At 70.9% G+C, this 25179-nt stretch carries 23 protein-coding genes; 12 read left to right on the top strand and 11 right to left on the bottom strand.

Translation table 11 applies throughout. From position 1 onward, the window contains the following. Positions 1-1041 (top strand): helix-turn-helix domain-containing protein (locus tag ACH4TV_RS20720; RefSeq protein WP_398400060.1); only part of this gene is annotated, 1041 nt, incomplete at its 5' end. 10 nt (positions 1042-1051) lie between these two features. Here ACH4TV_RS20720 and ACH4TV_RS20715 read toward each other — a convergent pair. Continuing rightward, positions 1052-2065, bottom strand: coding sequence for a LacI family DNA-binding transcriptional regulator (locus ACH4TV_RS20715; protein ID WP_398400058.1), 1014 nt, complete (start codon positions 2063-2065; stop codon positions 1052-1054). A 121-nt stretch (positions 2066-2186) separates the two neighbouring features. On the opposite strand from ACH4TV_RS20715, the gene ACH4TV_RS20710 reads away from it, so the two are divergent. After that, positions 2187-3338, top strand: a complete 1152-nt coding sequence (locus ACH4TV_RS20710; protein WP_398400056.1) for a Gfo/Idh/MocA family protein — start codon at positions 2187-2189, stop codon at positions 3336-3338. A 239-nt stretch (positions 3339-3577) separates the two neighbouring features. Here the strand turns inward: ACH4TV_RS20710 and ACH4TV_RS20705 are convergent, their stop codons facing one another. Then, a complete protein-coding gene (locus ACH4TV_RS20705; protein WP_398400054.1) occupies positions 3578-4600 on the bottom strand; it encodes a LacI family DNA-binding transcriptional regulator in 1023 nt (340 codons plus the stop codon). 122 nt (positions 4601-4722) lie between these two features. On the opposite strand from ACH4TV_RS20705, the gene ACH4TV_RS20700 reads away from it, so the two are divergent. The 3 genes from ACH4TV_RS20700 to ACH4TV_RS20690 all read left to right on the top strand — a co-directional run bounded on the left by ACH4TV_RS20700 (position 4723) and on the right by ACH4TV_RS20690 (position 7782). Continuing rightward, on the top strand, positions 4723-5901 hold the full coding sequence (locus ACH4TV_RS20700; RefSeq protein WP_398400052.1) for a phytanoyl-CoA dioxygenase family protein: 1179 nt from the start codon (positions 4723-4725) through the stop codon (positions 5899-5901). A gap of 13 nt (positions 5902-5914) precedes the next feature. Next, positions 5915-6691, top strand: coding sequence for an SDR family oxidoreductase (locus ACH4TV_RS20695; RefSeq protein ID WP_398400050.1), 777 nt, complete (start codon positions 5915-5917; stop codon positions 6689-6691). 86 nt (positions 6692-6777) lie between these two features. Further along, positions 6778-7782, top strand: a complete 1005-nt coding sequence (locus tag ACH4TV_RS20690; RefSeq protein WP_398400048.1) for a Gfo/Idh/MocA family oxidoreductase — start codon at positions 6778-6780, stop codon at positions 7780-7782. Positions 7783-7825: 43 nt separating this feature from the next. Here the strand turns inward: ACH4TV_RS20690 and ACH4TV_RS20685 are convergent, their stop codons facing one another. The 5 genes from ACH4TV_RS20685 to ACH4TV_RS20665 form a co-directional block, all read right to left on the bottom strand. Further along, complete coding sequence (locus ACH4TV_RS20685; protein WP_398400719.1) at positions 7826-8842, bottom strand: Gfo/Idh/MocA family protein; 1017 nt, start codon at positions 8840-8842, stop codon at positions 7826-7828. Positions 8843-8962: 120 nt separating this feature from the next. Further along, on the bottom strand, positions 8963-9865 hold the full coding sequence (locus ACH4TV_RS20680; protein WP_398400046.1) for a sugar phosphate isomerase/epimerase family protein: 903 nt from the start codon (positions 9863-9865) through the stop codon (positions 8963-8965). Then, the gene (locus ACH4TV_RS20675; protein ID WP_398400044.1) at positions 9862-10782 is read right to left on the bottom strand and encodes an ATP-binding cassette domain-containing protein; all 921 of its coding nucleotides are present in this window, start codon (positions 10780-10782) and stop codon (positions 9862-9864) included. Before ACH4TV_RS20675 ends, ACH4TV_RS20680 begins: the two co-directional genes overlap by 4 nt. A gap of 4 nt (positions 10783-10786) precedes the next feature. Continuing rightward, positions 10787-11860, bottom strand: a complete 1074-nt coding sequence (locus ACH4TV_RS20670; RefSeq protein WP_398400042.1) for an ABC transporter permease — start codon at positions 11858-11860, stop codon at positions 10787-10789. A 5-nt stretch (positions 11861-11865) separates the two neighbouring features. Further along, positions 11866-12879: a substrate-binding domain-containing protein gene (locus ACH4TV_RS20665; protein ID WP_398400040.1), complete on the bottom strand. Its 1014-nt coding sequence runs from the start codon at positions 12877-12879 to the stop codon at positions 11866-11868. Between the two features lie 283 nt (positions 12880-13162). On the opposite strand from ACH4TV_RS20665, the gene iolC reads away from it, so the two are divergent. From iolC to ACH4TV_RS20635, 6 genes are all read left to right on the top strand, one after another. Continuing rightward, the gene (gene iolC, locus ACH4TV_RS20660; RefSeq protein WP_398400038.1) at positions 13163-14128 is read left to right on the top strand and encodes a 5-dehydro-2-deoxygluconokinase; all 966 of its coding nucleotides are present in this window, start codon (positions 13163-13165) and stop codon (positions 14126-14128) included. Positions 14129-14198: 70 nt separating this feature from the next. After that, entirely contained in the window at positions 14199-15077 is an 879-nt protein-coding gene (locus tag ACH4TV_RS20655) for a deoxyribose-phosphate aldolase (protein WP_398400036.1), read from the top strand. A gap of 16 nt (positions 15078-15093) precedes the next feature. Next, positions 15094-15990 carry a 5-deoxy-glucuronate isomerase gene (iolB, locus tag ACH4TV_RS20650; protein WP_398400034.1) on the top strand — a complete coding sequence of 299 codons (897 nt, stop codon included), beginning with the start codon at positions 15094-15096 and terminating at the stop codon, positions 15988-15990. Continuing rightward, positions 15990-17864: a 3D-(3,5/4)-trihydroxycyclohexane-1,2-dione acylhydrolase (decyclizing) gene (gene iolD, locus ACH4TV_RS20645; RefSeq protein ID WP_398400032.1), complete on the top strand. Its 1875-nt coding sequence runs from the start codon at positions 15990-15992 to the stop codon at positions 17862-17864. Before iolB ends, iolD begins: the two co-directional genes overlap by 1 nt. 54 nt (positions 17865-17918) lie before the next feature. Beyond that, positions 17919-19412 carry a CoA-acylating methylmalonate-semialdehyde dehydrogenase gene (locus ACH4TV_RS20640; RefSeq protein ID WP_398400030.1) on the top strand — a complete coding sequence of 498 codons (1494 nt, stop codon included), beginning with the start codon at positions 17919-17921 and terminating at the stop codon, positions 19410-19412. 32 nt (positions 19413-19444) lie between these two features. Then, positions 19445-20230, top strand: coding sequence for a GntR family transcriptional regulator (locus tag ACH4TV_RS20635; protein WP_398400028.1), 786 nt, complete (start codon positions 19445-19447; stop codon positions 20228-20230). Here ACH4TV_RS20635 and ACH4TV_RS20630 read toward each other — a convergent pair. Then, positions 20194-22338 (bottom strand): penicillin acylase family protein, encoded by a 2145-nt coding sequence (locus ACH4TV_RS20630; protein WP_398400026.1) that lies wholly within the window; start codon positions 22336-22338, stop codon positions 20194-20196. The two genes, ACH4TV_RS20635 and ACH4TV_RS20630, sit on opposite strands and share 37 nt — an antisense overlap. Positions 22339-22438: 100 nt before the next feature. On the opposite strand from ACH4TV_RS20630, the gene ACH4TV_RS20625 reads away from it, so the two are divergent. Next, the gene (locus tag ACH4TV_RS20625; protein WP_398400024.1) at positions 22439-23029 is read left to right on the top strand and encodes an isochorismatase family protein; all 591 of its coding nucleotides are present in this window, start codon (positions 22439-22441) and stop codon (positions 23027-23029) included. A gap of 29 nt (positions 23030-23058) precedes the next feature. Here ACH4TV_RS20625 and ACH4TV_RS20620 read toward each other — a convergent pair whose 3' ends face one another. Genes ACH4TV_RS20620 through ACH4TV_RS20610 form a run of 3 tightly spaced genes read right to left on the bottom strand, consistent with a single transcriptional unit; the run spans position 23059 to position 25152 of the window. Further along, positions 23059-23295 (bottom strand): hypothetical protein, encoded by a 237-nt coding sequence (locus ACH4TV_RS20620; RefSeq protein ID WP_398400022.1) that lies wholly within the window; start codon positions 23293-23295, stop codon positions 23059-23061. Next, the gene (locus tag ACH4TV_RS20615; RefSeq protein WP_398400020.1) at positions 23292-24866 is read right to left on the bottom strand and encodes an amidohydrolase; all 1575 of its coding nucleotides are present in this window, start codon (positions 24864-24866) and stop codon (positions 23292-23294) included. The genes ACH4TV_RS20620 and ACH4TV_RS20615 overlap by 4 nt, the downstream gene beginning before the upstream one ends. A 58-nt stretch (positions 24867-24924) precedes the next feature. Continuing rightward, on the bottom strand, positions 24925-25152 hold the full coding sequence (locus tag ACH4TV_RS20610) for an MbtH family protein (RefSeq protein ID WP_318322891.1): 228 nt from the start codon (positions 25150-25152) through the stop codon (positions 24925-24927). Positions 25153-25179: the final 27 nt, after the last annotated feature.

Genomic DNA, 25179 nt, shown 5'->3' with positions numbered 1-25179 from the left:
CGGGCGGGTTCGGCGGGTTCGGCGGGTTCGGCGGGTTCGGCGGGTTCGGCGGGTTCGGCGGGTTCGGCGGGTTCGGCGGGTTCGGCGGGTTCGGCGGCGGTCGAGTCGTACGGCATCGCGCTGCCCGAAGGTGCCGGGTGTACCGCCGAGTTCCGTCCGGTGCGGGAGCAGGGCGGTGGTCGGGTGCTCGGGATCGTCGCCGTGCTGGAGCCCGTCGCGGAGGGTGCGGCGGTACGGTCGGTGCCGCGGCCGGCGGCGGGGCGGCTGGCCGGGAGTTCGGTGCCGTGGCGGCATACGGTGGGCCGGGCGGTCGAGTTGGCGTGCGGCGGCGAACCGCTGCTGCTGACCGGGGAGCGCGGGTCCGGCAAGACAGCGCTGGCCCGCGAACTGCTGGGCGGCGCCGATCCGTTGGTCCTGGACGCCGCCGAGGCACCCGAACTCGGCCCGGGAATCGACGAGTTGATGAGCGGGCGCCCGCTCCTCCTCCGGCACGCCGAGCGGCTCGCCCAGTCGGATGTCGCCGCGCTGAACGGCCTCCTCGACGAGCGTCCGGACGTCCGCCTGCTGGCCACGTACACACCCGGCACTCCCCCGGGCCCCTGTCTTCAGCGGCTCCTGGACACCCTGGCCGCCCGCTCGGTCACCCTGCCCGCACTGCGTGAACGCCCCGAGGACATCCGGGAGTTGCTCCCGGCCCTGACGCCGAGGCCGGCCGGCGGCAGACCGCCGCTCACCTGGACGCTGGACGCGCTGCGGGCGCTGGAGCAGTATCCGTGGCCCGGCAACCTCACCGAACTCGCCCATCTGGTGCGGACGTTGGCGGAGAACCGGCGGGCGGCGGGGCCGGTCCGGCGGGCCGAACTCCCGGACCCGGTAAGGGAGGAGCCCGCCGCACGGCCGCTCAGCCCGATGGAGCATGCCGAGCGCACCGCGATCCTGGAGGCGCTGCGCAGCAACGGCGGCAACAAGGCCCGTACGGCGGCGGCGCTGGGCATCGCCCGCGCGACGCTGTACCGGAAGCTGCGGGAGTACCGCGCCTGAGGCCGCCGCTTCAGGAGTCGGTTCGCGGCGGCTCGGCCGTCGTTCCCCGGATCTCCAGCGTGGGGGCGGCGAGGTGCACACTGCCTGGCGCCCGGGGCGGGTCGAGTCGGTCGAGGAGGCAGCGGGCGGCGCGGCGGCCGACCTCGTGGCTGGCGTTGTCCACGGTGGTCAGCCAGACGTGGCGCAGCCGGGAGATGTTCGTGTTGTCGTAGCCGACGACGGACAGATCACGGGGGACGCTCAGTCCCAGCTCCTCGGCGGCGGAGAGGACGCCGACACAGGCCATGTCGTTGACGGCGAAGACGGCGGTGGGCCGGTCGACGGGGCCGCCGAGCAGCCGGACCGTACTGCGGTAGCCGCCCTCCTCCGTCATGTCGCCGGCCTCGACGAGCGCGCCCTGCGCGAGACCGTGCGTGCGCATGGTCGCCTCGAAGCCGCGCCGGCGCAGTTCACCGACGGCGCCGTACCCGGCGATGTGGGCGATCCGGCGGTGGCCGAGCCCGATGAGGTACTCGGTGGCGATCCTGGCGCCGTGCTCGTCGTCGTTGGCGACCACGTCGACGCCGGGCAGCGCGGGCTCGCGGGCGCCCGCGACGACGACCGGGATGCGCTCGGCGAGGGTGCCGAGGACCGTCGGGTCGGGCAGGGTGCCGACCACGACCAGGCCGTCGACGCCCAGGTCGCGGAAGGGGCCGGTGAGGTCCTGGCCGCTGCGGCGGTTGAGGCGGGCGTCGGCGAGCAGCATGTGCAGGCCGTTGTCGTGGAGGAGGGAGTTGAGCCCGTCGAGCAGGTCGACGAACCAGGGGTTGCGCAAGTCGTTGAGGAGGACGCCGACGGTCCGGGTGCGCTGTTCGCTGAGGCTGCGCGCGGCGGCGTTCGGCCGGTAGCCGAGCTCTCGTACGGCCAGCAGGACGGCCTCCCGTTTCTCGGGCCGCACCTGCTCGGAGCCGCGCAGCACGAGCGAGACCAGGGACTTCGACACACCGGCTCGCTCGGCGACGTCACGGATGGTCGGTGGTCTCATGTATTGGACCGTTCCACAGCCCAGCGTCCCCTGTCAAAGGAGGGAATGGCTTGACAGCACAGGCAGCGGACACCGAGAGTGAGAGGGAAACTGTTCTGGACCGGTCCAAAGAGGGGCTGTCATGGTAAGTACGCTCGGTGTCGCCGTCGTGGGGTTCGGCTGGATGGGACGGGTGCACACCCAGGCGTACGTCCGCCTGCCGCACCACTTCCCCCAGCTGGGGCTGCGGCCCGAACTGGTCATGGTCGCCGAGGAGGTGCCGGGCCGGGCCGAGGAGGCCGCCGAGCAGTTCGGGTTCGCCTCGACGACCCGTGACTGGCGTGACATCGCCAAGGATCCGCGAGTGCAGGCGGTGAGCATCACCGCGCCGAACTTCCTGCACCGCGAGATCGGCGTCGCGATGGCCGAGGCGGGCAAGCACATCTGGATCGAGAAGCCGGTGGGCCTGTCGACGGCCGACGCGGGCGCGGTCGCCGACGCGGTCGCCCAGGCCGGTGTCCAGGGCACGGTCGGCTTCAACTACCGCAACGCGCCCGCCGTGGAGCGGGCCCGGCAGCTCATCGCGTCCGGCGACATCGGCACGGTCACGCATGTCCGCGTCCGCCTCTTCAGCGACTACGCGGCCCATCCGGACGGCGCGCTGACCTGGCGGTACGAGCGGGAGCGCGGCGGCAGCGGAGTGCTGGGCGACCTCGCCTCGCACGGCGTGGACCTGGCGCGTTTCCTGCTGGGCGACATCGCCGCGCTCACCGCCGACACGGCGGTCTTCGTCCCCGAGCGGGCTCGCCCGACCGGCGCGACGGCCGGCCACACGCGTGCGTCGGGCGGCGAGCTGGGCCCGGTGGAGAACGAGGACTACGTGTCCTGCCTGCTGCGTTTCGCCTCCGGCGCCCGGGGTGTCCTGGAGGCGTGCCGGGTCTCGGTCGGCGAGCAGAACAACTACGGCTTCGAGGTGCACGGCACGAAGGGCGCCGTCTTCTGGGACTTCCGCCGCATGAACGAGCTGGGCGTGTCCACCGGGTCCTCGTACCAGGACCAGGCCGTCAGCACGGTGTACGTCGGGCCGGGCGACGGCGAGTTCGGCGCGTTCCAGCCGGGGGCGGCGAACGCCATGGGCTACGACGACCTGAAGGTCATCGAGGCCCACCGTTTTGTGCGCTCGGTGGCTGAAGGGACCCCGTACGGGGCCACATTGACGGACGCGGTGCGGAGCGCTGCCGCGCTGGATGCGATGAGCCGGTCTGTGGAGTCGGGGGCGTGGGTGAAGGTGTGACGCGTCGGGGGGGCAGCGTCTTCTTCGCCCCCGCCGCCCCTACCCGTCCCATCCCTGGGGGCTGCGCCCCCAGACCCCCACTGTCGGCCCTGAACGGGCCTTGTCCTCAAACGCCGGACGGGCTGACATACCCAGCCCGTCCGGCGTTTGAGGACGAGCGCGTTCAGCGCGAACGGGGGTTCGGGGGCGGAGCCCCCGAGGATGGGAACGGGTAAGGGCGGCGGGGGCGAAAACACAGTTCACCGCGGCGCCATGTTGTACGGCGTCAGTACCTGGATCGCCGACGGCAGCATCGGCCCCGCCGGCGGAAGGGCGCCGTGGGCGCGCATCACCGTGCGGCAGGCCTCGTGCATGTCCTGGCGGAAGTCTTGGTGGAGCACGCACGACAGGCGGTGCTCACGCAGCAGCCGGGTGTTGTCGTGGTCGAGGTCGTGGGCGACGAACACCGCGCACTCCCGGCCCAGGTCCTCGAAAGCCCGCAGCGTCGCGTTGTTGCCGCCGCCGATCGAATAGACCGCCCGGATGTCGGGGTCGCGCTTCAGGGCGTCCCGGACCAGGTCGTACTGGGTGGCGTCCAGCCCCTGCCCCTCGGTGATCTCGACGAGGGCTCGCTCGGGGTGCCGGGCCCGCATCACGCCCCGGAAACCCATCTCACGCTCCTCCTCGTTGCGGAAGAAGCCGCTGCTGAGGCTGGTGAGAACGTTGCCGGGGCGCTCGCCGAGCCACTGGCCCATGAGATACGCGGCGGTGGCGCCGGCGGCCCGGTCGTCGATGCCGACGTAGGCGAGGCGGGCGCTGGAGGGCAGGTCGGTCACCAGAGTGACGACCGGGATGCCGACGGCCACCAGCCGGGCGACGGCGGCGGTGATCTCGGGCACGTCCGGTGCCTTGAGGATGACGCCCTGCGAGCCGCGCCGCGCGATGCGGTCGAGGGTCGCCGCCAGTTCCACCACCGGGCCGGTCTCGCGGAAGTGAAAGCGCGAGCGCACGACAGCAGGATGCAGGGCGGGCAGCTCGGCCTCCAGGGCGGCCCGGACGGCGACGGTGAAGCGCTCGGGCGCCTGAGCCACCACGTCGATCATGAACGTACGGCCGACCAGCCGGACCTGGGTGCGCTGCCGGTCCAGGTCCGCGATGGCCTGCCGTACCTCCCGCTGGGTGCTCTCGCGCACACCGCCCCGGCCGTTCAGGACGCGGTCGACGGTGGCCTCGCTGAGGCCCGCCTGACGTGCGATCTCCCGGATCGGATAGGGGTGGCCCATGGGAGGGTTCCTCGGCTTCCGGTTGAGGGGTTTTTGATGGTCGTCTGCTGGTTGTTTGACGAGTTTGTCATGACAACAATGACAGCAGCAGGTAGCCGTTGATAACCGAGAGAAGGACGACGATGTCCCTCACCGCCGCACAACGCCGCGCGTGGCTGTCCGAGCAGGACTGCGATCTCGACGCGTTCCGCGCAGAGGTCGAGCGGACGACCGACGCCGCCGACTACCCGTACGCGACCGGTGTCCGGCAGAACGTGCTCGTCTACGACAGTGAGCGGCTGCGCACCGCCGTCACCACGCCCGACGGGCGCCGGGAGGTCCTGGCGGAGCTGGTCCGGGCGTTCACCGACGGACCCGGCATCGTGGTTCTCCAGCGGGCCTTCGCCGACCTGTCGGTCGTGGACCGGGCCACCGCCGCCTTCGAGGCGCTCATCGCCGACCAGCGTGCGTCCGGGACCGTCGCGGGCGACCACTTCGCCAAGCCGGGTGCCAACGACCGGGTGTGGAACGCCCTGGAGAAGACGGCCCTGCGCGCGCCGGAGGCGTTCGCCGACTACTACGCCAACGACATCGTCGCCCTCGTCGCGACCGCGTGGCTCGGCCCCGGCTACCAGGTCACCTCGCAGCTCAACGTGGTCCACCCCGGCGGCGCCGCGCAGAGCCCGCACCGCGACTACCACCTCGGCTTCCTGTCCAACGAGACGGCCGCCGCCTATCCGGCGCACGTCCACCGGCTGTCCCCCGCGCTGACGCTCCAGGGCGCCGTCGCCCACTGCGACATGCCCGTCGAGTCCGGACCGACGCTGTACCTGCCGTACTCGCAGTCGTACGAGCCGGGCTATCTGGCCTGGCGGCTCCCGGAGTTCCGGGCGTACTTCGACGCCCACCACGTGCAGCTGCCGCTGGCCAAGGGCGACGCGGCGTTCTTCAACCCGGCGCTCTTCCACGCGGCCGGCACGAACCGCTCCGCGGACATCCGCCGGATGGCGAACCTCCTCCAGGTGTCCTCCGCCTTCGGCCGGGCCATGGAGAGCGTGGACCGGGAGGCGATGGTGAACGCGCTCTACCCGGTGCTCCTCGCGCGCAAGGCCGAAGGCGCGGGCGATGCCTGGCTGGAGGCGGTCGTCGCGGCCTCGGCCGAGGGCTACCCCTTTCCCACCAACCTCGACCGGGACCCGCCGGTCGACGGTCTGGCCCCGCCCTCGCAGGCGGACCTCGTACGGCAGGCGCTGCGCGAGGAGTGGACCTCCGAGGCGCTCCGCGAGGCACTGCGGGCCGGCGCCGAACGACGTGAGAGCTGAGGAACAGAAACACATGGGACTTCTCCAGGACAAGGTCGTCCTCGTCAACGGCGGCAGTCAGGGCGTCGGGGCGGCCATCGCCCGGGCGGCCGTCCGCGAGGGTGCCGTCGTCGCGGTCACCGGGCGGCGCCCGGAACCGGGCGAGGCGCTGGTCGCGGAGCTGACGGCGGCGGGCGGCAAGGCCATGTACGTCCGCGCGGACCTCTCCGACGCCGAGCAGGCGAAGTCGTCCGTGGCCGAGGTGGTCGGGGCCCACGGCCGGATCGACTGCCTGGTCAACTCGGCGGGCCTGACCACGCGCGGCACGCTGCTCGACACCACGCCCGAGCTGTTCGACGCGCACATCGCGATCAACCTCAAGGGCCCGTTCTTCGCCATGCAGGCGGCGGTCGCGGACATGGTGGCGCGCAAGGCGCCCGGCACGGTCGTCAACATCATCACGTCCTCGGCACACGGCGGCCAGTCCTTCCTGGCCCCGTACGTCGCCGCGAAGGCCGGTCTCATCGGCCTGACCCGCAACGCGGCGCACGCGCACCGCTGGGACCGGGTCCGGATCAACGGCCTGAACATCGGCTGGACCGCGACCGAGGGCGAGGACGCCACCCAGCGGGCCTTCCACGGAGCGGGCGACGACTGGCTCGACCAGGCCGCCGAACGGCTGCCCATGGGCAAGCTCGGCCAGCCGGACGAGATCGCCGACTTCGTCGTCCTCCTGCTGTCGGACCGGTCGGGCGTGGTCACCGGTTCGGTGATCGACTGGGACCAGAACGTCCTGGGCGGCCTGGACTGACCACAGTCCCCACCTGTTTGTCCCCTGCTTCTCCCCTGCAAGACACTCGCACCGCACCCGCACCACACCAAGGAGCACCACAGCCCATGCGTATCGGAATCCTCGGCCTCGGCCGCATCGGCGCATTCCACGCCGAGACCCTCTCCGGTCTCGACGCCGTCGACTCCCTCGTCGTCAGCGACCCGTTCGCGGACGCCGCCAAGGCCGCCGCCGAGCGCTTCGGCGCCCAGGTGGCCGACTCCCCCGAGGCCCTCCTGGCCGCCGGTGTCGACGGCATCGTGATCGCCGCCGCGACCGACGCCCACCCGGCCCTGATCCTCGCCGCCGTCGAGGCGGGTGTGCCGGTGTTCTGCGAGAAGCCCGTGGCCCGCACGATGGCCGAGGGCGTCGCGGTGCTGAACGCGGTCAAGGACAGCGGCGTCGAGATCCAGATCGGCTACAACCGGCGCTTCGACGCAGGCTTCGTCGCCGCACGGGCCGCCGTGCAGAGCGGTGAGCTGGGCCCGCTGCACACCGTCCGGTCGACCACGCTGGACCCGGCGCCGCCGCCGGCCGCGTACATCGCCGCCTCCGGTGGCATCTTCCGGGACTGCTCGGTGCACGACTTCGACATCATCCGCTGGGTGACGGGCCGTGAGGTCACCGAGGTGTACGCCGTGGGTGCCAACAAGGGTGCCGACTACATCAAGGAGGCGGGTGACGCCGACACCACCGGCGCGATCCTCACCCTGGACGACGGCACGATCGCCGTGGTCTCCAACTCCCGCCACAACGCCCGTGGTTACGACGTCCGCATGGAGATCCACGGCTTCCAGGACAGCATCGCCGTGGGCCTGGAGGACAAGCTGCCGCTGCGTTCCGTGGAGCCGGGCGTGACCTTCCCGGCGGGCGTCCCGCACGACTTCTTCATGGACCGCTTCATCCCCGCCTACCGCGCCGAACTGACGGCGTTCACGGAGGTCGTCGCGGGCACCCGCACGTCCCCGTGCACGGTCGCCGAGGCGCTGGAGGCGGGCTGGATCGCGGACGCCTGCACCCTGTCGCTCCAGGAGCACCGTCCGGTGCGCATCGAGGACGTACGCACGGTCTGAGCACGTCCGCTCGAACGCCTGAACGGCCCGCGTCGTACCGCTGTCACCGGTACAGCGCGGGCCGTTCGACGAGTTCCACCTCGACGCGCCGGCCCTCGGTCCGCGCGCGTACGCCCGCCTCGCAGACCGCGGCCACCGCGTAACCGTCCCAGACACTGGGCCCGGTGACCTCGCCGCGCCGCGTGGCGTCGACCCACGCCTGGACCTCGCGGTCGTACGCGTCCTCGAACCGCTCGATGTAGTCCTGGGCGATGGCGCCGCCCCAGCGGCCGGCCGAGTTGACGACCATGCCGTGACCGTCGCCGATCCGGGCGGTTCCGCCCTCGCAGACCACCTCGGCCTGCACCTGGTACCCGAAGCCGCAGTTGACGTTGATCTCGACGTCGACGATCGCGCCGCCGTCGGTCTCCATCACGACGAACTGCGGGTCCTGAAGCCCCTCCGGCGCGTTCCGGGACGGCCTCGGACACAGCACGGTGACCGCGGTGATCTCCTGATCCAGGAGCCACCGGGTCACGTCCATCTCGTGCACCACGGAGTCGTTGATGTGCATCGCGCTGGTCCACCAGGGCGGGGAGGCCGCATTGCGATGCCGGTTGTGCAGCATGAGCGGCCGGCCCAACTGCCCTGTCCCGAGCAGCGACTTGAGCTCCAGGTACTCGGCGTCGTATCGCCGCATGAACCCGACCTGGACCAGGCGCCGTCCGAGCCGCTGCTCGGCCTCCAGTACCCGCAGCGCGGAAGCGGCGTCGGGCGTGAGCGGCTTCTCGCACAACACCGGCAGGCCGTACTCGAAGGCGGCGAGCAGGGCCGCCTCGTGAGCGGCCCCGGGCGAGGCGATGAGCACGGCGTCGACACCGGTGGATGCCATGGCGGCGACAGGGTCGCTGTACGCCGCACAGCCGTCGATGCCGGAAGCGACCAGCTCGGCACGCTCGGCGTCGATGTCCACGACAGCGACCACCCGGGCGCCACTGGTGACTTCCTCAAGACGACGAACGTGATCGGCACCCATCCGTCCGGTACCGATCACGACAACGCCGAGCACATCATGGTTCATCACAGAGAAACGGTGCCCCTTAACGACTTGGGGCGGGCGGTCCAACCTAGGGGCGCGGGGAACTGCGCGACAAGCCACACACAACCCGCACCCGACGAACCACCCGCAGACCGCCCGCTCCTATGCCCCGCAGGATTTAAGAAACTGCCGAGTCCGCACAGCAATAGGCATCGGCTTGTCCGGCTCACACGGATACATGTCCTGCTCGACAATCGCGAACAGATCCACGCCAAGGCCCTGCGCAGCAGTAAGCACAGGCCCCAACTCCGGTACCCCGGACGGAGGTTCACACATGACCCCCCGCTGAACGGCCGGCCCGAAGGGCACCTCGTTCTTCACCACGTCGGCCAGGATCGCCGGATCCACCTGCTTGAGGTGGAGATACCCGATCCGCTCACCGTACGTCTCGATCAGCTTGACGCTGTCGCCCCCGCAATAGGCGTAATGCCCAGTGTCGAGGCACAGGTTGACCACATCGGAGTCCGTGGCGTCGAGGAACCGCTCCACGTGCGTCTCGGTGTCGATGTGGGTGTCCGCGTGCGGATGGACGACGATGTCGAGGCCGTACGTCTCCTTCACCTCGCGCCCGAGCCGTTCCATGCCCCGGGCCAGGTGGCCCCACTGCTCGGCGGTCAGCTCCGGCGGCTCCAGGATCTCGGCGGTCTTGTCGTCCCGCCAGAACGAGGGGATGACGACCAGGTGCTTCGCGTCCATCGCCTGGGTGAGCGCGGCGACCTGGCTGACGTGCTCCCAGGTCGACTCCCACTCGGACGGACCCCGGTGCAGGCCGGTGAAGACGGTACCGGCCGACACCTTCAGGTCACGCTTGACGATCTCGTCCGTCAGACGGGCCGGGTCGGTCGGCAGATAGCCGTACGGGCCCAGCTCGATCCAGCGGTAGCCGGCTTCGGAGACCTCGTCCAGGAAGCGTTCCCACGGCACCTGTACCGGGTCGTCGGGGAACCAGACACCCCAGGAGTCCGGCGCCGAGCCGACCCGGATGCGGTCGAGCGGCGTCGTCATGATGCCGTCTTCCCTTCCGGGGAGGAAGCGACGGGTGCCTGGAGGTCTTCGGCTTCGGGGAGTTTCTCGACGTCGACGCCGCTGACCTGGGCCAACTCGTGCTTGAGGGCGGCGAGTTCGGCGCCGCCGGCCATGTGGTTGGTGAGCTCTTCGAGGCTGACCTCGCTGCGGGCGGCGCTCAGTTCCATGGTGCCCAGGCGCAGGACGCTGAAGTGGTCGCCGACCATGTAGGCGTGGTGCGGGTTGTGGGTGATGAAGATGACCCCGAGGCCCTTGTCCCGCGCGGCGGCGATGTACTTCAGCACCACACCCGACTGCTTGACACCCAGCGCGGCGGTCGGCTCGTCCAGGATCAGAACCCGGGCGCCGAAGTAGACGGCGCGGGCGATGGCCACGGACTGGCGCTGGCCGCCGGAGAGGGTGCCGATGGGCTGGTCGAGGTCGTCCAGGACGATGCCCATGTTGCGCAGTTCCGCGTCCGCGGTCTGCTTCATCTTCTCGATGTCGAGGCGGCGGACGGGCCAGGGGCCCTTGGTCATCTCGGAGCCGAGGAAGAAGTTGCGCCACACCGGCATCAGCGGGACCGTCGCCAGATCCTGGTAGACGGTGGCGATCCCGGCGTCCAGCGCCTCACGGGGGGTGGCGAAGTGGACGGGGTTGCCGTCGATGAGGAGTTCGCCCTCGGTGTGCTGGTGCAGCCCGGAGATGATTTTGATCAGGGTGGACTTGCCGGCGCCGTTGTCGCCCAGGACGCAGGTGACCTGGCCGGAGCGGACGGTGAGGTTCACCCCGTGCAGGGCACGGACGTTGCCGTATGCCTTGCCCGTGTTGCGCAGTTCGACGATCGGCGCGGCGTCCGCAGGCGGACTCTCTTGGGTGAGGGTGCCGTTGGGGGAGGTGGTTTCGTTGGTTGTCATCAGTTCACCTCCGGGTCGCCTGGCGGCGGACCCACAGATTGACGAGGGCGGCGACCAGGAGCATCACGCCGAGGAACGCCTTGAACCAGTCCGGGTTCCAGTTGGCGTAGACGATGCCCTGGGAGACCATGCCGAAGATGAAGGCACCGATGACCGAACCGATCGCGGAGCCGTAGCCGCCGGTCAGCAGGCAGCCGCCGATCACCGCGGCGATGATGTACAGGAACTCGCTGCCCACACCCTCGCCGGACTGCACGGTGTTGAACGAGAACAGCAGGTGCATGCCCACGAACCAGGCACACGCGCCGACGCCCATGAACAGGGCGATCTTCGTGAACTTGACCGGGACGCCGACCGCGCGGGCGCTGGCCTCGCTGCCGCCGACGGCGAAGATCCAGTTGCCGAACTTGGTGCGCAGCAGCAGCCAGGTCGCGATCGCGGCGAACACCAGCCAGTACACGATCGTGATCTTGAAGTCGACGTCACCGATGGTGAACTCGGACGCGAAGACGCTCTTGGCCTGGTCGAAGCCGTCCATGTCGGCGATCGAGTCGGAGGCGACGTTCCCGGTGAAGATCTTCGTGACGGCGAGGTTGGCGCCCTGCAGGATCAGGAACGAGCCGAGGGTGACCAGGAAGCTGGGCAGCCCGGTCTTGATGAGCAGCCAGCCGTTGAACGCACCCACAGCGAGGGAGACGAACAGGGCGACGATGACGCCGGTCCACACGTTCATCGACAGCTGGAAGCTGAGGATCGCCGCCGTGAGCGCGGAGGTGGTGACCGCGACACCGGCGGACAGGTCGAACTCGCCGCCGATCATCAGCAGAGCCACCGGCAGCGCCATGATGCCCATGACGGACGCCTGGTAGAGGACGGTGGACATCGCGCTGGTCTCGCGGAAGGCGGGAGCCGCCGCGAAGAAGAACAGGTACACGCCGATCGCGGCGATGAGGGCGCCGACCTCGGGGCGGGCCAGCAGCCTGCGCCCCAGGGACCGCTGGTTGGTGCGGCCGTCTTTCTGAGCGACCGGCGGAGCCGGCGGCGAGGAACTCGCCGCCGGTGCCGTTGTCTGACTCATCGACATCACCGAGTGCCCTTCGCGGCGAACTCGGCGATCTTCTCGACGTTGGACTTGTCGACGAACGCCGGGCCGGTCAGCACGGGCTGCTCACCGCCACCGCTGTAGTTGCCGTTGTTCTTGAAGAGCCACATCGAGTCGACGGCCAAGTAGCCCTGGAGGTAGGGCTGCTGGTCGACCGCGAACTGGATGTCGCCCTTCGTGATGGCGTCGGTCATCTCCTTGTTGAGGTCGAAGGTGGCGACCTTCGCCTTGCTGTTGGCGTCGCCCACCGACTGCACCGCGGTCAGCGCGTAGCTGGCGCCGAGCGCGACCACGTAGTCAATGGCCTTGTCCTGGTTGAGCTTCGCGGTGATCGTCGACTTCACGGACGGCATGTCGGTGCCGTTGACGTTGAGGGTCTCCAGCGTGCCGGTGAACGTCTTCTTCACACCGTCACAGCGCTGGGTGAGGCCGACGTTGCCCTGCTCCTGGACGACACAGACGGCCTTCTTGGAGCCGAGCTCGTTCAGCTTCTTGCCGAACGCCTCGCCCGCGACGGACTCGTCCTGGCCGAAGAACTGCTGGAGACCGAGGGTCTTCCAGTCGCTCAGACCGGAGTTGAGGCCGACCACCGGTATGCCGGCCGCCGTGGCCTTGGCCACGACGTCCTTCATGGCGTCCGGCTTGGCGAGGGTGATCGCGATGCCGTCGACCTTCTGGTTGATCGCGGTCTGGACGAGGTTGGCCTGGTTGCCCGCGTTCGGGTCGGCCGAGTAGATGAGCTCGATGTTGTCCTTGTCGGCGGCGGCCTGGGCGCCCTTGCGGACGATGTCCCAGAAGGTGTCGCCCGGAGCCTGGTGGGTGACCAGGGCGACCTTCATACGAGGAGTGGTGGCCTTGCCCGCCGAGGCGTCGGTGCCGCCCTCTTCGGAGTCTTTGCCACCGGAACTGCTGGAGCAGCCCGCGAGGACCAAGGCCGCTGCCGCGGCAGCGGCGACGACGGGGGCGATTCTGCGGGAGCGAGAAGAGCGGTCCATCTTTTCCTGCACCTCACTGTGCGACCGGGGAGAGGGTGGGGATCGTAGCGATCCCGGGCCCGGGTCCCGGAGGTCCGGGCCGTGTGCCGCGAACACGGCGATCGTGCTGGGACCGAATCCAAATCCTTGGACAGTCCGCTGTCAATACTTTGTTAAGACATTATTTCACTAGCAGGTCAGAATGTAAGAACATACTCTTGACAGCGTCACCCTTCGAGTCCTACACCTGGGAGACGACAGGCCCCTCGGGACCCGCATCCTCCGCAGCTCGAAGGAGCATCGCATGACCGAGTCAGCCCCGCCCTTCGACCTGGTCACCATGGGCCGCATCGGAGTTGATCTCTATCCGCTGCAGTCCGGTGTATCGCTGACCCTAGTGCAGACGTTCGGAAAATTTCTCGGTGGGTCGGCTGCCAACGTCGCGGTCGCGGCAGCCCGTTTGGGCCGTTCCTCGGCCGTGGTCACCCGTACCGGCGCGGACCCCTTCGGCGACTATCTCCACCAGGCGCTCGAGGAGTTCGGCGTCGACGACCGCTGGGTGACGCCGGTCGAGGGTCTGCCCACCCCGGTCACGTTCTGCGAGCTCTTCCCGCCGGACGATTTCCCGCTGTACTTCTACCGCCAGCCGACAGCCCCTGACCTGCAGATACGCACCGACGAGCTGGATTTCTTCGGCATCCGCGCCGCCCGCGTCTTCTGGATCACCGGCACCGGTCTGAGCGAGGAACCGAGCCGCTCGGCCACCCTCGCCGCCCTCAAGGCCCGCGACCGGTCGGGCATCACCGTGTTCGACTTGGACTGGCGGCCCATGTTTTGGAAAAACCCGGCGGAGGCCCGCCCGTACTACGCCGAGGCCCTGCGCCACGCGACCGTGGCGGTGGGCAACCTGGACGAGTGCGAGATCGCCACCGGCGTACGCGAGCCGCGTGCCTGCGCCGAGGCGCTGCTGGCGGCCGGGGTCGAGCTGGCCGTCGTCAAGCAGGGCCCGAAGGGCGTGCTGGCGGTCCACCGCGACGGCACCACCACCGAGGTCCCGCCCGTGCCCGTCGAGGTGGTCAACGGTCTGGGCGCCGGCGACGCCTTCGGCGGTTCCCTGTGCCACGGCCTACTGTCCGGCTGGGAGCTGGAGCGGACCATGCGGTACGCCAACGCGGCCGGCGCCCTCGTCGCCTCCCGTCTCGCCTGCTCGTCCGCGATGCCGACCCGGTCCGAGGTCGACGACCTCCTCGCGAGCGGATCGCACCGATGAGCGCGGACACGACCGCGACGATTCCGGGGGCGGCCGATCGGCCGCCCCGAACCCCTGAACGGAGCTTGTCTTGACCATCGGCATCCCCGACCTCGCCAGGGTCAGAGCCCGGCACCCGGAGGCCGTCGCGGAGGCCGCCGCCCGCCGGGTCCGGCGTCCGCTGATCGGCGACAGCGGGCGGCTCATGATCGTGGCCGCCGACCATCCGGCGCGCGGCGCCCTGGCCGTCGGCGACCGTCGGCTCGCCATGGCCAACCGCGCCGACCTGCTGGAACGCCTGTGCGTGGCGCTGTCGCGGCCCGGTGTGGACGGGGTGCTGGCCACCGCCGACATCCTGGACGACCTGCTGCTGCTCGGCGTGCTCGACGACAAGGTCGTCATGGGGTCGATGAACCGCGGCGGGCTGGCCGGCGCGGTCTTCGAGATGGACGACCGCTTCACCGGCCACCGCGCCCAGGACATCGCCCGGCTGCGCTTCGACGCGGGCAAACTGCTGGTGCGGATCGACTACGACGACCCGGGCTCACTCACCACCCTGGAGTCCACAGCCCGCGCCGTCGACGACATGGCCGCGCTTCAACTCCCGCTGTTCGTCGAGCCGTTCATCTCGCGCCGGGTCGACGGACGGGTGCGCAACGACCTGTCCGCCGAGGCGGTCACCCGCTCGATCGCCATCGCGTCGGGCCTGGGCGGCACCTCCGCCTACACCTGGCTGAAGCTCCCCGTCACCGACGACCCGGACGACATGGCCGAGGTGCTGGACACGTCGACGCTGCCCGCCGTGCTGCTCGGCGGCGAGGTCGGCGACGACCAGGAGGGCGCGTACGAGCGCTGGCGCAAGGCGCTGCGGCTGCCGACCGTCCAGGGTCTGGTCGTGGGCAGGTCGCTGCTCTACCCGTCCTCGGGCACTGTGGAGACGGCCGTGGACACGGCCGTGGGGTTGCTGTGAACAGGAGTGACAGATCATGACCACCGCCTACCACCTCCCGGCAGGCAAGGCCCTCGGCGGCCCCTACGTCGTCGACGTGAACCCCGAGAAGGCCGGCTGGGGCTACTCCAGCCTCCGGGTGCTGGAGCTGCCGCCGGGCGGCTCGCACAGCTTCTCCACCGGCGACAGCGAGTGGATCGTGCTGTCCCTGAGCGGTGGCTGCACGGTCGACGCGACGGACGACTTCGGTCACTCCACCTTCGAGCTGCACGGCCGTGACAGCGTGTTCAGCGGCGTCAGCGACTTCGTGTACGTGCCACGTGACGCCCGTGCGACCCTCACGTCCCACGCGGGCGGGCGCTTCGCGCTCACCGGCGCGCGCTGCACCCGGCGGCTGCCCGCCCGCTACGGGCCCGCCTCCGAGGTCCCCGTCGAGCTGCGCGGCACGGGGAACTCCTCCCGGCAGGTCAACAACTTCGGCGCGGCGGGCGTCTTCGAGTGCGACAAGCTGATCGCCGTCGAGGTGATCACGCCCGGCGGGAACTGGTCGTCCTTCCCGCCGCACAAGCACGACGAGCACCGGCCCGGTGAGGAGTCCGTCCTCGAAGAGGTCTACTACTTCGAGTTCGCCGACCACGAGGGCACGCCCGGCCTCGGCTACCAGCGGGTTTCCCCGTCCGGACAAGGCCGGAACACGGACGTGCTGGCCGAGGTGCGCGGCGGGGACGTCGTGCTCATCCCCGACGGCTGGCACGGGCCGTCGATGGCCGTGCCCGGCCACCACATGTACTACCTGAACGTCATGGCGGGCCCCGAGGCCGACCGCGCCTGGCTGATCTGCGACCACCCCGATCACGCCTGGGTCCGCGACACCTGGCCCGAACAGCCCGTCGACCCCCGCCTGCCCCTCTACACGGCCCCGGAGAAGTCCTGATGAGCACCACCCCTACCCGCCGTCTCACCGTCGCCCAGGCGCTGGTCACGTTCCTGTCCGTCCAGTACACCGAGCGCGACGGCGTCCGCCACCGGCTGATCTCCGGCACGTGGGGCATCTTCGGCCACGGCAATGTGGCGGGCCTCGGGCAGGCGCTCCTGGAGGCAGGTGAGGACACGATGCCGTTCCACCAGGGCCGCAACGAGCAGGCGATGGTCCACGCGGCGGTCGGCTACGCCCGTCAGCTGAACCGGCTCTCCACGCAGGCCGTCACCACGTCCATCGGCCCGGGCGCCACCAACCTCGTCACCGGCGCCGCCCTCGCGACGATCAACCGCCTCCCGGTGCTCCTGCTCCCCGGCGACTACTTCGCGACGCGCACCGCCGATCCGCTGCTCCAGCAGCTGGAGCACCCGGTCGAGGCCGACCTGTCCGTCAACGACACCCTGCGCCCGGTCTCGCGTTACTTCGACCGGGTGACGCGCCCGGAGGCGCTGATCCCGTCCGCGCTGAACGCCGTACGCGTCCTCACGGACCCGGTGGAGACCGGTGCCGTCACCCTCTGCCTGCCGCAGGACGTGCAGGCGGAGGCGTACGACTGGCCGGAGGAGTTCTTCGCCGAGCGCGTCTGGCACGTCCGGCGTCCCGCGCCCGACCCCTACGAGCTCAGCGCGGCCGTCGAGGCCGTCCGGGCCGCCGAGCGGCCGCTGATCGTCGCCGGCGGCGGGATCCACCACAGCCAGGCCGAGGAGGCGCTGAAGGCCCTGGTGGACGCCACCGGCATCCCCGTGGCCTCCACGCAGGCCGGCAAGGGCTCCCTGCGCTATGACCACCCCGCCGACCTGGGCGGCATCGGCCACACCGGCACGGCCGTCAGCGACGACCTGGCCCGCACCGCCGACCTGATCATCGGCGTCGGCACGCGCTACACCGACTTCACGACCGCCTCGAACACCCTCTTCCAGAACCCCGCCGTACGGTTCGTCAACCTCAACATCACCGCCTTCGACGCCCACAAGCTCGCGGCACGGACCCTCGTCTGCGACGCCCGCACGGGCCTCACCGCGCTCACCGAGGCGCTGGCCGGACACCGGGTCGGGCAGGCGTACGAGGACGAGTACCGGGCGGGCCGGGAGCGCTGGGACGCGGTCGTCGAGGCCGCCTACCAGGGCGACGACGACGCCGTGCCCACCCAGACGCAGGTGCTGGGCGCGCTGGACGCGGTCGTCGGCGACGACGACGTGATCATCAACGCGGCGGGCTCGCTCCCCGGCGACCTGCACAAGCTGTGGCGGGCCCGCAGTCCGCGCCAGTACCACCTGGAGTACGGCTTCTCCTGCATGGGCTACGAGATCCCGGCCAGCATCGGCGTCCAGCAGGCCGCGCCGGACACGCCGGTCTGGTCGCTGGTCGGTGACGGCACCTATCTGATGATGCCGACCGAGATCGTCACCGCCGTCCAGGAGGGTCTCCCGGTCAACCTGCTCCTCATCCAGAACCACGGATACGCCTCCATCGGCGGCCTCTCCGAGGCGGTCGGCGGCGAGCGCTTCGGCACGCCCTACCGCTTCCGGGCCGCCGACGGCACCTTCACCGGCGACCCGCTGCCGGTCGACCTCGCGGCCAACGCGGCCAGCCTCGGCATGGACGTCCTGCGCGCCAAGACCCTGGGCGAGCTGCGCACGGCCCTGGCCACGGCTCGCGCCTCGGACCGGCCGACCTGCGTCTACGTCGAGACGGACCCGGCGCCGACCTCTCCCCCGGCGGAGGCCTGGTGGGACGTACCGGTCGCCGAGACCGCCACCCGCGAGTCCGCCGTACAGGCCCGTGAGGACTACGACCGCCAGGTGGCCGACCGGCGCCGGCACCTCTGACTCACCCGGCCCCTCCCCCCTAGGAGGCCGCACCCCCCTTGAAAGGCCCGCACCATGAAGACCATCACCCACTGGATCGACGGCAAGCCCGTCGAGAGCACGTCCGGCCGCTTCGGCGCCGTCTACAACCCGGCCACCGGCGCCCAGGAGAAGCAGGTCGGCTTCGCCTCGGTGGACGAGGTGGACGCGGCCGTCGCCTCCGCGAAGGCCGCGTACGAGAGCTGGGGTGCGGCCTCCCTCGCCAAGCGGACATCGGTGCTGTTCAAGTACCGGGAGCTGCTGGACGCGCATCGCGACGAGATCGCGGAGCTGATCACCGCCGAGCACGGCAAGGTGCACAGCGACGCGCTCGGCGAGGTGGCCCGGGGGATGGAGATCGTCGAGCTGGCCTGCGGGATCAGCGTGCAGCTGAAGGGCGAGCTGTCGACGGAGGTGGCGACCCGGGTCGACGTCTCGTCGATCCGGCAGCCGCTGGGTGTCGTCGCCGGCATCACGCCGTTCAACTTCCCGGCCATGGTGCCGATGTGGATGTTCCCGCTGGCCATCGCCTGCGGCAACACGTTCGTGCTGAAGCCGAGCGAGAAGGACCCGTCGGCGTCGTACCGGCTGGCCGAACTGGCCTCCGAGGCGGGCCTTCCGGACGGGGTGCTGAACATCGTGCAGGGCGACAAGGTCGCCGTGGACCGCATCCTGGAGCACCCGGACATCGAGGCGGTGTCGTTCGTCGGCTCGACGCCCATCGCGAAGTACATACAGATCCAGGCGGTTACGCACGGAAAGCGCGTCCAGGCTCTCGGCGGCGCCAAGAACCACATGCTGGTCCTGCCCGACGCCGACCTGGACTACGCGGCCGACCAGGCGATCAACGCCGCCTACGGCTCGGCGGGCGAACGCTGCATGGCGGTGTCCGTCGTGGTCGCGGTCGGTGACACCGGTGACGAGCTGGTCGGGAGGATCGCCGAGCGGGCGAAGGGCCTGCGCATCGGCCCCGGCACCGACCCCGAGTCGGAGATGGGGCCGCTGATCACGCGCGAGCACCGCGACAAGGTGGCCTCGTACGTGGCGAGCGCGGCGGCGCAGGGTGCGGAGGTCGTCGTCGACGGCACCGGATTCACGGTCCCGGGGCACGAGGACGGCTTCTTCCTCGGCGTGTCGCTGCTGGACAGGGTGCCGGTGACGGCTGACGCGTACCGGGACGAGATCTTCGGCCCGGTGCTGTGCGTGGTGCGCACGGAGACGTACGACGAGGCCATCGCGCTGATCAACGGCTCGCGTTGGGGCAACGGTACGGCGATCTTCACCCGGGACGGCGGCGCCGCCCGCCGCTTCCAGCTGGAGGTGAAGGCGGGCATGGTCGGTGTGAACGTGCCGATCCCGGTGCCGGTCGGCTACCACTCCTTCGGCGGCTGGAAGGACTCCCTCTTCGGCGATCTGCACATCTACGGCAGCGACGGCATCACCTTCTACACCCAGGGGAAGGTCATCACCACGCGCTGGCCCGATCCGTCCGACGGCGGTATCAACCTCGGTTTCCCCAGCCATTCCTGACGAACCGTCACAACCTGAAGGGAGGTGCCCCGGTGGCGACGACCGGTGATCGTGCCCGTGCGGCGTCCGGCTCCCCGCTCGACACGCTGGACTTCGCGCTGGACCGCTCCAGCCCGGTCCCGCTCTACTACCAGCTGGCCCAGCAGCTGGAGGCGGCGATCGAGCACGGGGTCCTGGCGCCGGGCAATCTCCTGGGCAACGAGATCGACCTCTCGGTCCGCCTGGGCCTGTCCAGACCCACCGTCCGCCAGGCGATCCAGTCCCTGGTGGACAAGGGCCTGCTGGTACGCCGCAGAGGCGTCGGTACGCAGGTGGTGCACAGCCAGGTCAAGCGCCCGCTCGAACTGAGCAGCCTGTACGACGACCTGGAGGCCGCCGGACAGGGGCCCACCACCCAGGTCCTGCGCAACGAGGCGGAGCCGGCGTCCGCCGAGGTCGCCGCCGCTCTCGGGGTGAAGGAGGGCAGCGAGGTCGTCGTCCTGGAGCGGCTGCGCTGTGCGCACGGCGAGCCGGTGGCGTTCCTCGTCAACCATCTGCCGTCGGGACTCCTCGAACTCGACGCCGCCCGGCTGGAGTCGACGGGTCTGTACCGGATGATGCGCACCGCGAGCATCACGCTGCACAGTGCCCGTCAGACGGTCGGCGCCCGTTCGGCCACCGCGGCGGAGGCGAAACGCCTGGCGGAGCGCGAGGGCGCCGCCCTGCTCACGATGCAGCGCACGGCGTACGACGACACCGGGCGGGCCGTGGAGTTCGGCACGCACATCTACCGGGCGTCGCGTTACGCCTTCGACTTCCAGCTGCTGATGCGGCCCTGATCGCCCCCACCCCGGTCGTCTTCGGTCTCTTCGGTGAGTTGGGCGAAGTCGGTGACGACTGGGGCGAGTTGGCCAGCCGCCCACAGGGGCAGCTGGTCGCGGTGGTGGGCGTTCCCGGGGATGCCGTTCGCGCCCAGGGGGACGATCCAGAGGCTGTGGTCACGGTCGGCGAGGTCCCAGACGTACCGGGCGGAGGGGCCTCGTGAGCTGAGGTCGGTGATACCGGGGACGCTGGAGGTGGCGAGGACGCAGTCGTGGTCGCCGCCGAGGCCGGGCCACTGCTCGTCGGCGCCGCTACCGGGCAGGGCCCGCAGTGGGGCGAGGCGGTGCAGCTCGCCCCACGTCACGGGGTCCGCGTCGGCGGTCTCCTCCAGTGCGCCGGTGAGGATGGCCGGGCGGTCGAGGCCGGGGAGCAGGTCGGTGACCAGGAGGTTGTCCAAGGCGAACGCGACCTTGCCGGTGAGGTTCAGCCAGGGCTCGAACACCGCCGGGTAGGGCAGCGGTCCGGCGAGGCTCTTCAGCTGCGGGGCGGCGGCGATCCGGCGTACGACGGCCGAGCGCAGGCGCGCGTAGTCGGCGGCGGCGCCGCTTTCGGCGTCCATGCGTCGGTCCCAGGAGAGGAGCCGGTCGCGCAGGCGTGCGGCGGCGGGAGTGAGGCCGTCGAGCCGTGCCAGCCCGTCCAACAGGGGTGCGGTGGCGGGGAGTCGGGTGTCCATGTGGACGGCCGCCATCTCCGGGGCCGTCCACGCGTGGGACCGGCGGAGCAGTTCGGTGATGCGGTCGGCGCGGTGCGGCGGGGCGAACTCCGCGCCCAACGGGGTGGCGATTCCCCGCGCGTTGGCCATGACGGCGAGGTCGTCGACCTCGGCGCGCGGGGTGTCGTGGCAGCCCCGCCACTCGTGCCCCGGCTGCCGTGCCGGGACGACGCGGAGCGTGTTGTCGGGGTGGCGGACGGGGACGTACCCGGCGACCCGGTGCAGCAGCCCGCCCTGAGTGTCGGCGGCGTGGACGACGTTCACGGGCTCGATCCAGCGGTCGAACGCCCGGTCGATGTCGGCGACGGTACGGGCGTGCAGGAGTTGCGGGATCGCGGCGAAGCCGAGGTCGGCGGTGACGCGGGGCGGATAGCGGAGGCTGATGACGGTCGCTTCGGCGCGGCTCGCGCCCGCGAGGCTGCCGGTGTCGCCGATGATCACCGGGCCGCGTTCCGTCTCGATCACGTCGACGTCGACAGGGTCGCCCCCCGCGACCTCGACCGTCTCCCGGTGCCGGTGGAGCACGGGTCGCCAGCCGTCGGGGCCCAGCGCTTCGACCCGGCCGCCGGTCGTGCCGTCGTCCGCGCCGCGCAGCGTCTCCTCGTACAGGTCGTGGTAGTCGGCCATGGCGTTGGTGATGGCCCAGGCGACCGTGCCGGTGTGGCCGAAGTGGGCGATGCCGGGGACGCCCGGGACGGCGAAGCCGACGACGTCGAACTCCGGGCAGGAGAGGTGGAGTTGCTGATAGAAGCCGGGGTTCTGGAGGGGCCGGTGGGGGTCGCCCGCGATGATCGGGGCGCCGTGCGCGGTGCGGTGTCCGGGAACGAGCCAGCCGTTGGAGCCGGAGGTGCCCGGGCCGTCCGTGGCGAAGAGTTCGAGGGCGGGGTCGCCGAGGCGGCGGGCGACCTCCTCGCGCCACAGCTTGGTCGGGAAGCCCGCGAAGAGGATGTGGTGGGCGAGCCAGACGCCGAGGGGCGTCCACGGCCGCCAGGGTGTCGGCGTGAGTCCGGTCGCCGCGAACTCCGGTGCGGCGGCGGCCCCTTGCTCCAGGCCTGCGTTGACGCCGTCGACGTACGCCGTGACCCAGGCGGCGGTCGCGGGGTCGAGGGCGTCGAAGCAGCGTCGGGCGGTGTCGTCGAGGCGTGCCCGGCGGGCGAGGAGGTCCCAGGAGAGGGCCGGGGCACCGAGGAAGGCGGCGGCGGTGCCCTGGGAGCGGTGGCGTTCGACCTCGATCTGCCAGGCGCGGTCGTGGGCAGCGTTTTGGCCCTGTGCGTGGGCGAGTTGGTGGGGACCGGCGGCGCGGAGGTGCGGGATGCCCCAGGCATCGCGGTAGGTACGGCTTCTGTTCGGCACTGGATACCCCTTAACACCGACACGGAAAGTTAGCTTAGGCTAAGCTAACTTCACGGGAAGCGGCTCGTGCACGCACGCCGTCAGGGGGAGGTACCACGCCATGGGCACCACAGTCGTCGACTCCTATCCGATGCCCGACAGCTCCGCCGTACCGGGCTCGGCCCGCCCTTGGGCCATCGATCCGGCACGCGCCGCCCTGCTTGTCCACGACATGCAGAATCCCTTCGTCCAGGCGTTCCCGAAGGACTGCTCGCCCGTCGTGGAACTGGTCGAGAACATCGCCACCCTGCGCGAACTCGCCGGCACACTCGGCATGCCCGTCGTCTTCAGTACCGAGACCAACGCGGCCTCGATCGTCCCGCGGCTCGCTCCGCGCGTGGGCGAGCATCTGCTGCTGAACGTGCGCCACAACGCCTTCCTGCGCAGCCATCTCGGACGGCTGCTGCGGGAGGCGGGACGCGACCAGCTCATCCTGTGCGGGGTCCGCGCCCACCTCGGCATACTGCTGACGGCGGCGGACGCCTTCATGCACGACATCCAGCCGTTCATCGTGGCCGACGCGGTGGCCGACTTCTCCGCGGAGGACCACGCGATGGCCCTCAAGTGGGTGGCACGCACAGGTGTCGTCTGCACGACCGACCACCTGCTGCGGGAACTGCTGCACGGAAAGGCCGCCGCACAAGGATTTTGACGGCCCGTCAACATCCGTTCCCCGCACGGCTATTGGGAGCAGGGGCGCCCCGGGTACTCCGCGCTCTCCGGTACGCCCGCCGCGCGCATCCGGCGCAGCACCTCGCCCCGGATCGCCTCGTCGTCGATGTAGAGGGGGCAGTTGACGTCCCGGTCGAAGACCAGAACGTCCCCGGCGGTGTCCCAGAGCACCCAGCGGGGTGCGTGGGACGAGTCCTGCCACAGCTGGGTGTACTCGCCGATGAAGTCCGTCGTCGGAGCGCTCACAGCGTTCCCTCCTCGTTCTCCCGGCCGTCGACGAGTGTCGCCACGACCTCGATGTCCCCGATGCGCGAACTGTCGACGCTTCGGGGGTCGTCTCCCAGCACGACCAGATCGGCCCGCTTGCCGGGCGTGACGCTGCCCGCGCTGTCCTCCCAGTGACAGGCCCAGGCGCCGTCGACGGTGTACGCGCGCAGCGCCTCGTCGACGGTGATCCCCTCGTCCGGGCCGATCAACTGCCCTGACACAGAGGCCCGTTCGACCATGAACTGAACGGCCCGCAGCGGCGACCCGTCCGCCACCGGCCGGTCGGAACTCCCCACCAGCCGGATGCCGTGCTCCAGGAACCCCCGCCCCCGGTACAGCCAGGGCGCCCGCTCCTCCCCCATGATCGACGCGTAGTCGTCGCCGAAGTACCGCAGGAAGTTGGGCTGTACGACGGCCGATGCGCCGAGCCGGGCCAGCCGGGGCAGCTGATCGGGCCGGATCAGCCCGGCGTGCTCGATGCGGTGCCGGGCGCCCGGCCGGGGCCGCAGTCGCTGCGCCTCCTCCAACGCGTCGATCGCGACGTCTGCCGCGCGGTCGCCGATGGCGTGCACGGCGAGCTGCCAGCCCGCGAGGTGCCCGTCCACGATGGTCTGTCTGAGGAGTTCGGGGTCCTCCTGCAACTGCCCTGCGGTGTCGAGCCCTTGGTAGGGGCTGCTGAGCGCGGCGGTACGGGCCATCATGCCGCCGTCGGTGTAGACCTTCAGCGCGCCGACGGACAGCCAGTCGTCGCCGAAGCCGGTGCGCAGTCCGAGGTCGAGGGCGCGCGGGATGCCGTCGGCCTCGTGGGCGGAGATGGAGTGCAGCCGGTCGGCGGCCACCATCAGCTGCACCCGCAACGGCAACAGGCCGCGTTCACGGGCGAGTTGATAGGCGCCCAGTTCGACCGGACTGTTGCCGAGCAGGGCGCCGCCGATGCCCGCCTCGGCGCACGCCGTGATCCCCTCGGCCAGACAGGCCCGGGCGGCCCGTCCGATCGCCTCCGCCAACTCCTCCTGGGAGTGCGGGAGTCGAAGCGCCCGTGCCGCGCCCATGGCCCCCTCGGCGAGGAAGGCGCCCTCGTGCGGGACCACGCCGGGCAGCAGTTCCAGCACCGGGCTGCTGACCGCGCAGCCGTGTCCGGAGTCGTGCATCAGGAGCACTTTGCGCCCGTCGGCGGCCTTGTCCAGCTCGGGGAGGGTCAGATGACGACCGAGCCCCCGCTGGTCGTAGCCCGCGACGTCCACCCAGCCGCCCGGCGGCACCTGCGCGGCGGCCTCGGCGACGACGGCGAGCACGTCCTCGACGCGAACGCACGGCGCGACTGTGGGCGTGGCCGCCTTGAACCCCGTCCAGGCCAGATGCACATGGCTGTCGATGAACCCGGGCAGCACGGTCGCTCCCTGGAGATCGATCACCCGCTCGGCGGGCAGCCCGGTCACCGCCTCGTCCAGGCCCACGATCCGGCCCCGCCAGATGCCCACGTCGTGGGCGACGGGGTGGTCGGGGTCCATGGTGAGGACGCGGGCGTTGGTCAAGCGCGTGCTGAGCATGGGCGGTTCCTCGTTCCGGGGCCGGGGCCGGGGCCTGGTGCTGGTCCTGGTCCGGTTCTCAGCCGGTCCGCTCCATGCGTTCCGCCAGGCTCTTGGGCCGCATGTCCGTCCAGTTGGTCTCGATGTGGTCCAGGCACTCCTGGCGGGGCGCCGGGCCGTGGACGACGGTCCAGCCGGCCGGCACGTCGACGAAGTCGGGCCACAGGCTGTGCTGGCCCTCCTCGTTGACGAGCACGGAGTAGACGCCGTCGGGGTTCTCGAAGGGGTTGGTGCTGCCGGCGCTCATGCGCGTTCTCCTAGGTCGGGGTGGATG

The organism is Streptomyces sp. NPDC020898, from assembly GCF_044333925.1.
Taxonomy (GTDB): domain Bacteria; phylum Actinomycetota; class Actinomycetes; order Streptomycetales; family Streptomycetaceae; genus Streptomyces.
This window is presented reverse-complemented; position numbering and strand designations above follow the sequence as displayed.

Coding starts and splice junctions, on each gene's coding strand:
- iolC (WP_398400038.1), top strand. CDS start 13,163: ATGACCGAGTCAGCCCCGCCCTTCGACCTGGTCACCATGGGCCGCATC.
- ACH4TV_RS20680 (WP_398400046.1), bottom strand. CDS start 9,865: ATGACGACGCCGCTCGACCGCATCCGGGTCGGCTCGGCGCCGGACTCC.
- ACH4TV_RS20675 (WP_398400044.1), bottom strand. CDS start 10,782: ATGACAACCAACGAAACCACCTCCCCCAACGGCACCCTCACCCAAGAG.
- ACH4TV_RS20685 (WP_398400719.1), bottom strand. CDS start 8,842: ATGAACCATGATGTGCTCGGCGTTGTCGTGATCGGTACCGGACGGATG.
- ACH4TV_RS20700 (WP_398400052.1), top strand. CDS start 4,723: ATGTCCCTCACCGCCGCACAACGCCGCGCGTGGCTGTCCGAGCAGGAC.
- ACH4TV_RS20625 (WP_398400024.1), top strand. CDS start 22,439: ATGGGCACCACAGTCGTCGACTCCTATCCGATGCCCGACAGCTCCGCC.
- ACH4TV_RS20715 (WP_398400058.1), bottom strand. CDS start 2,065: ATGAGACCACCGACCATCCGTGACGTCGCCGAGCGAGCCGGTGTGTCG.
- iolD (WP_398400032.1), top strand. CDS start 15,990: ATGAGCACCACCCCTACCCGCCGTCTCACCGTCGCCCAGGCGCTGGTC.
- iolB (WP_398400034.1), top strand. CDS start 15,094: ATGACCACCGCCTACCACCTCCCGGCAGGCAAGGCCCTCGGCGGCCCC.
- ACH4TV_RS20615 (WP_398400020.1), bottom strand. CDS start 24,866: ATGCTCAGCACGCGCTTGACCAACGCCCGCGTCCTCACCATGGACCCC.
- ACH4TV_RS20610 (WP_318322891.1), bottom strand. CDS start 25,152: ATGAGCGCCGGCAGCACCAACCCCTTCGAGAACCCCGACGGCGTCTAC.
- ACH4TV_RS20705 (WP_398400054.1), bottom strand. CDS start 4,600: ATGGGCCACCCCTATCCGATCCGGGAGATCGCACGTCAGGCGGGCCTC.
- ACH4TV_RS20695 (WP_398400050.1), top strand. CDS start 5,915: ATGGGACTTCTCCAGGACAAGGTCGTCCTCGTCAACGGCGGCAGTCAG.
- ACH4TV_RS20670 (WP_398400042.1), bottom strand. CDS start 11,860: ATGAGTCAGACAACGGCACCGGCGGCGAGTTCCTCGCCGCCGGCTCCG.
- ACH4TV_RS20665 (WP_398400040.1), bottom strand. CDS start 12,879: ATGGACCGCTCTTCTCGCTCCCGCAGAATCGCCCCCGTCGTCGCCGCT.
- ACH4TV_RS20710 (WP_398400056.1), top strand. CDS start 2,187: ATGGTAAGTACGCTCGGTGTCGCCGTCGTGGGGTTCGGCTGGATGGGA.
- ACH4TV_RS20690 (WP_398400048.1), top strand. CDS start 6,778: ATGCGTATCGGAATCCTCGGCCTCGGCCGCATCGGCGCATTCCACGCC.
- ACH4TV_RS20640 (WP_398400030.1), top strand. CDS start 17,919: ATGAAGACCATCACCCACTGGATCGACGGCAAGCCCGTCGAGAGCACG.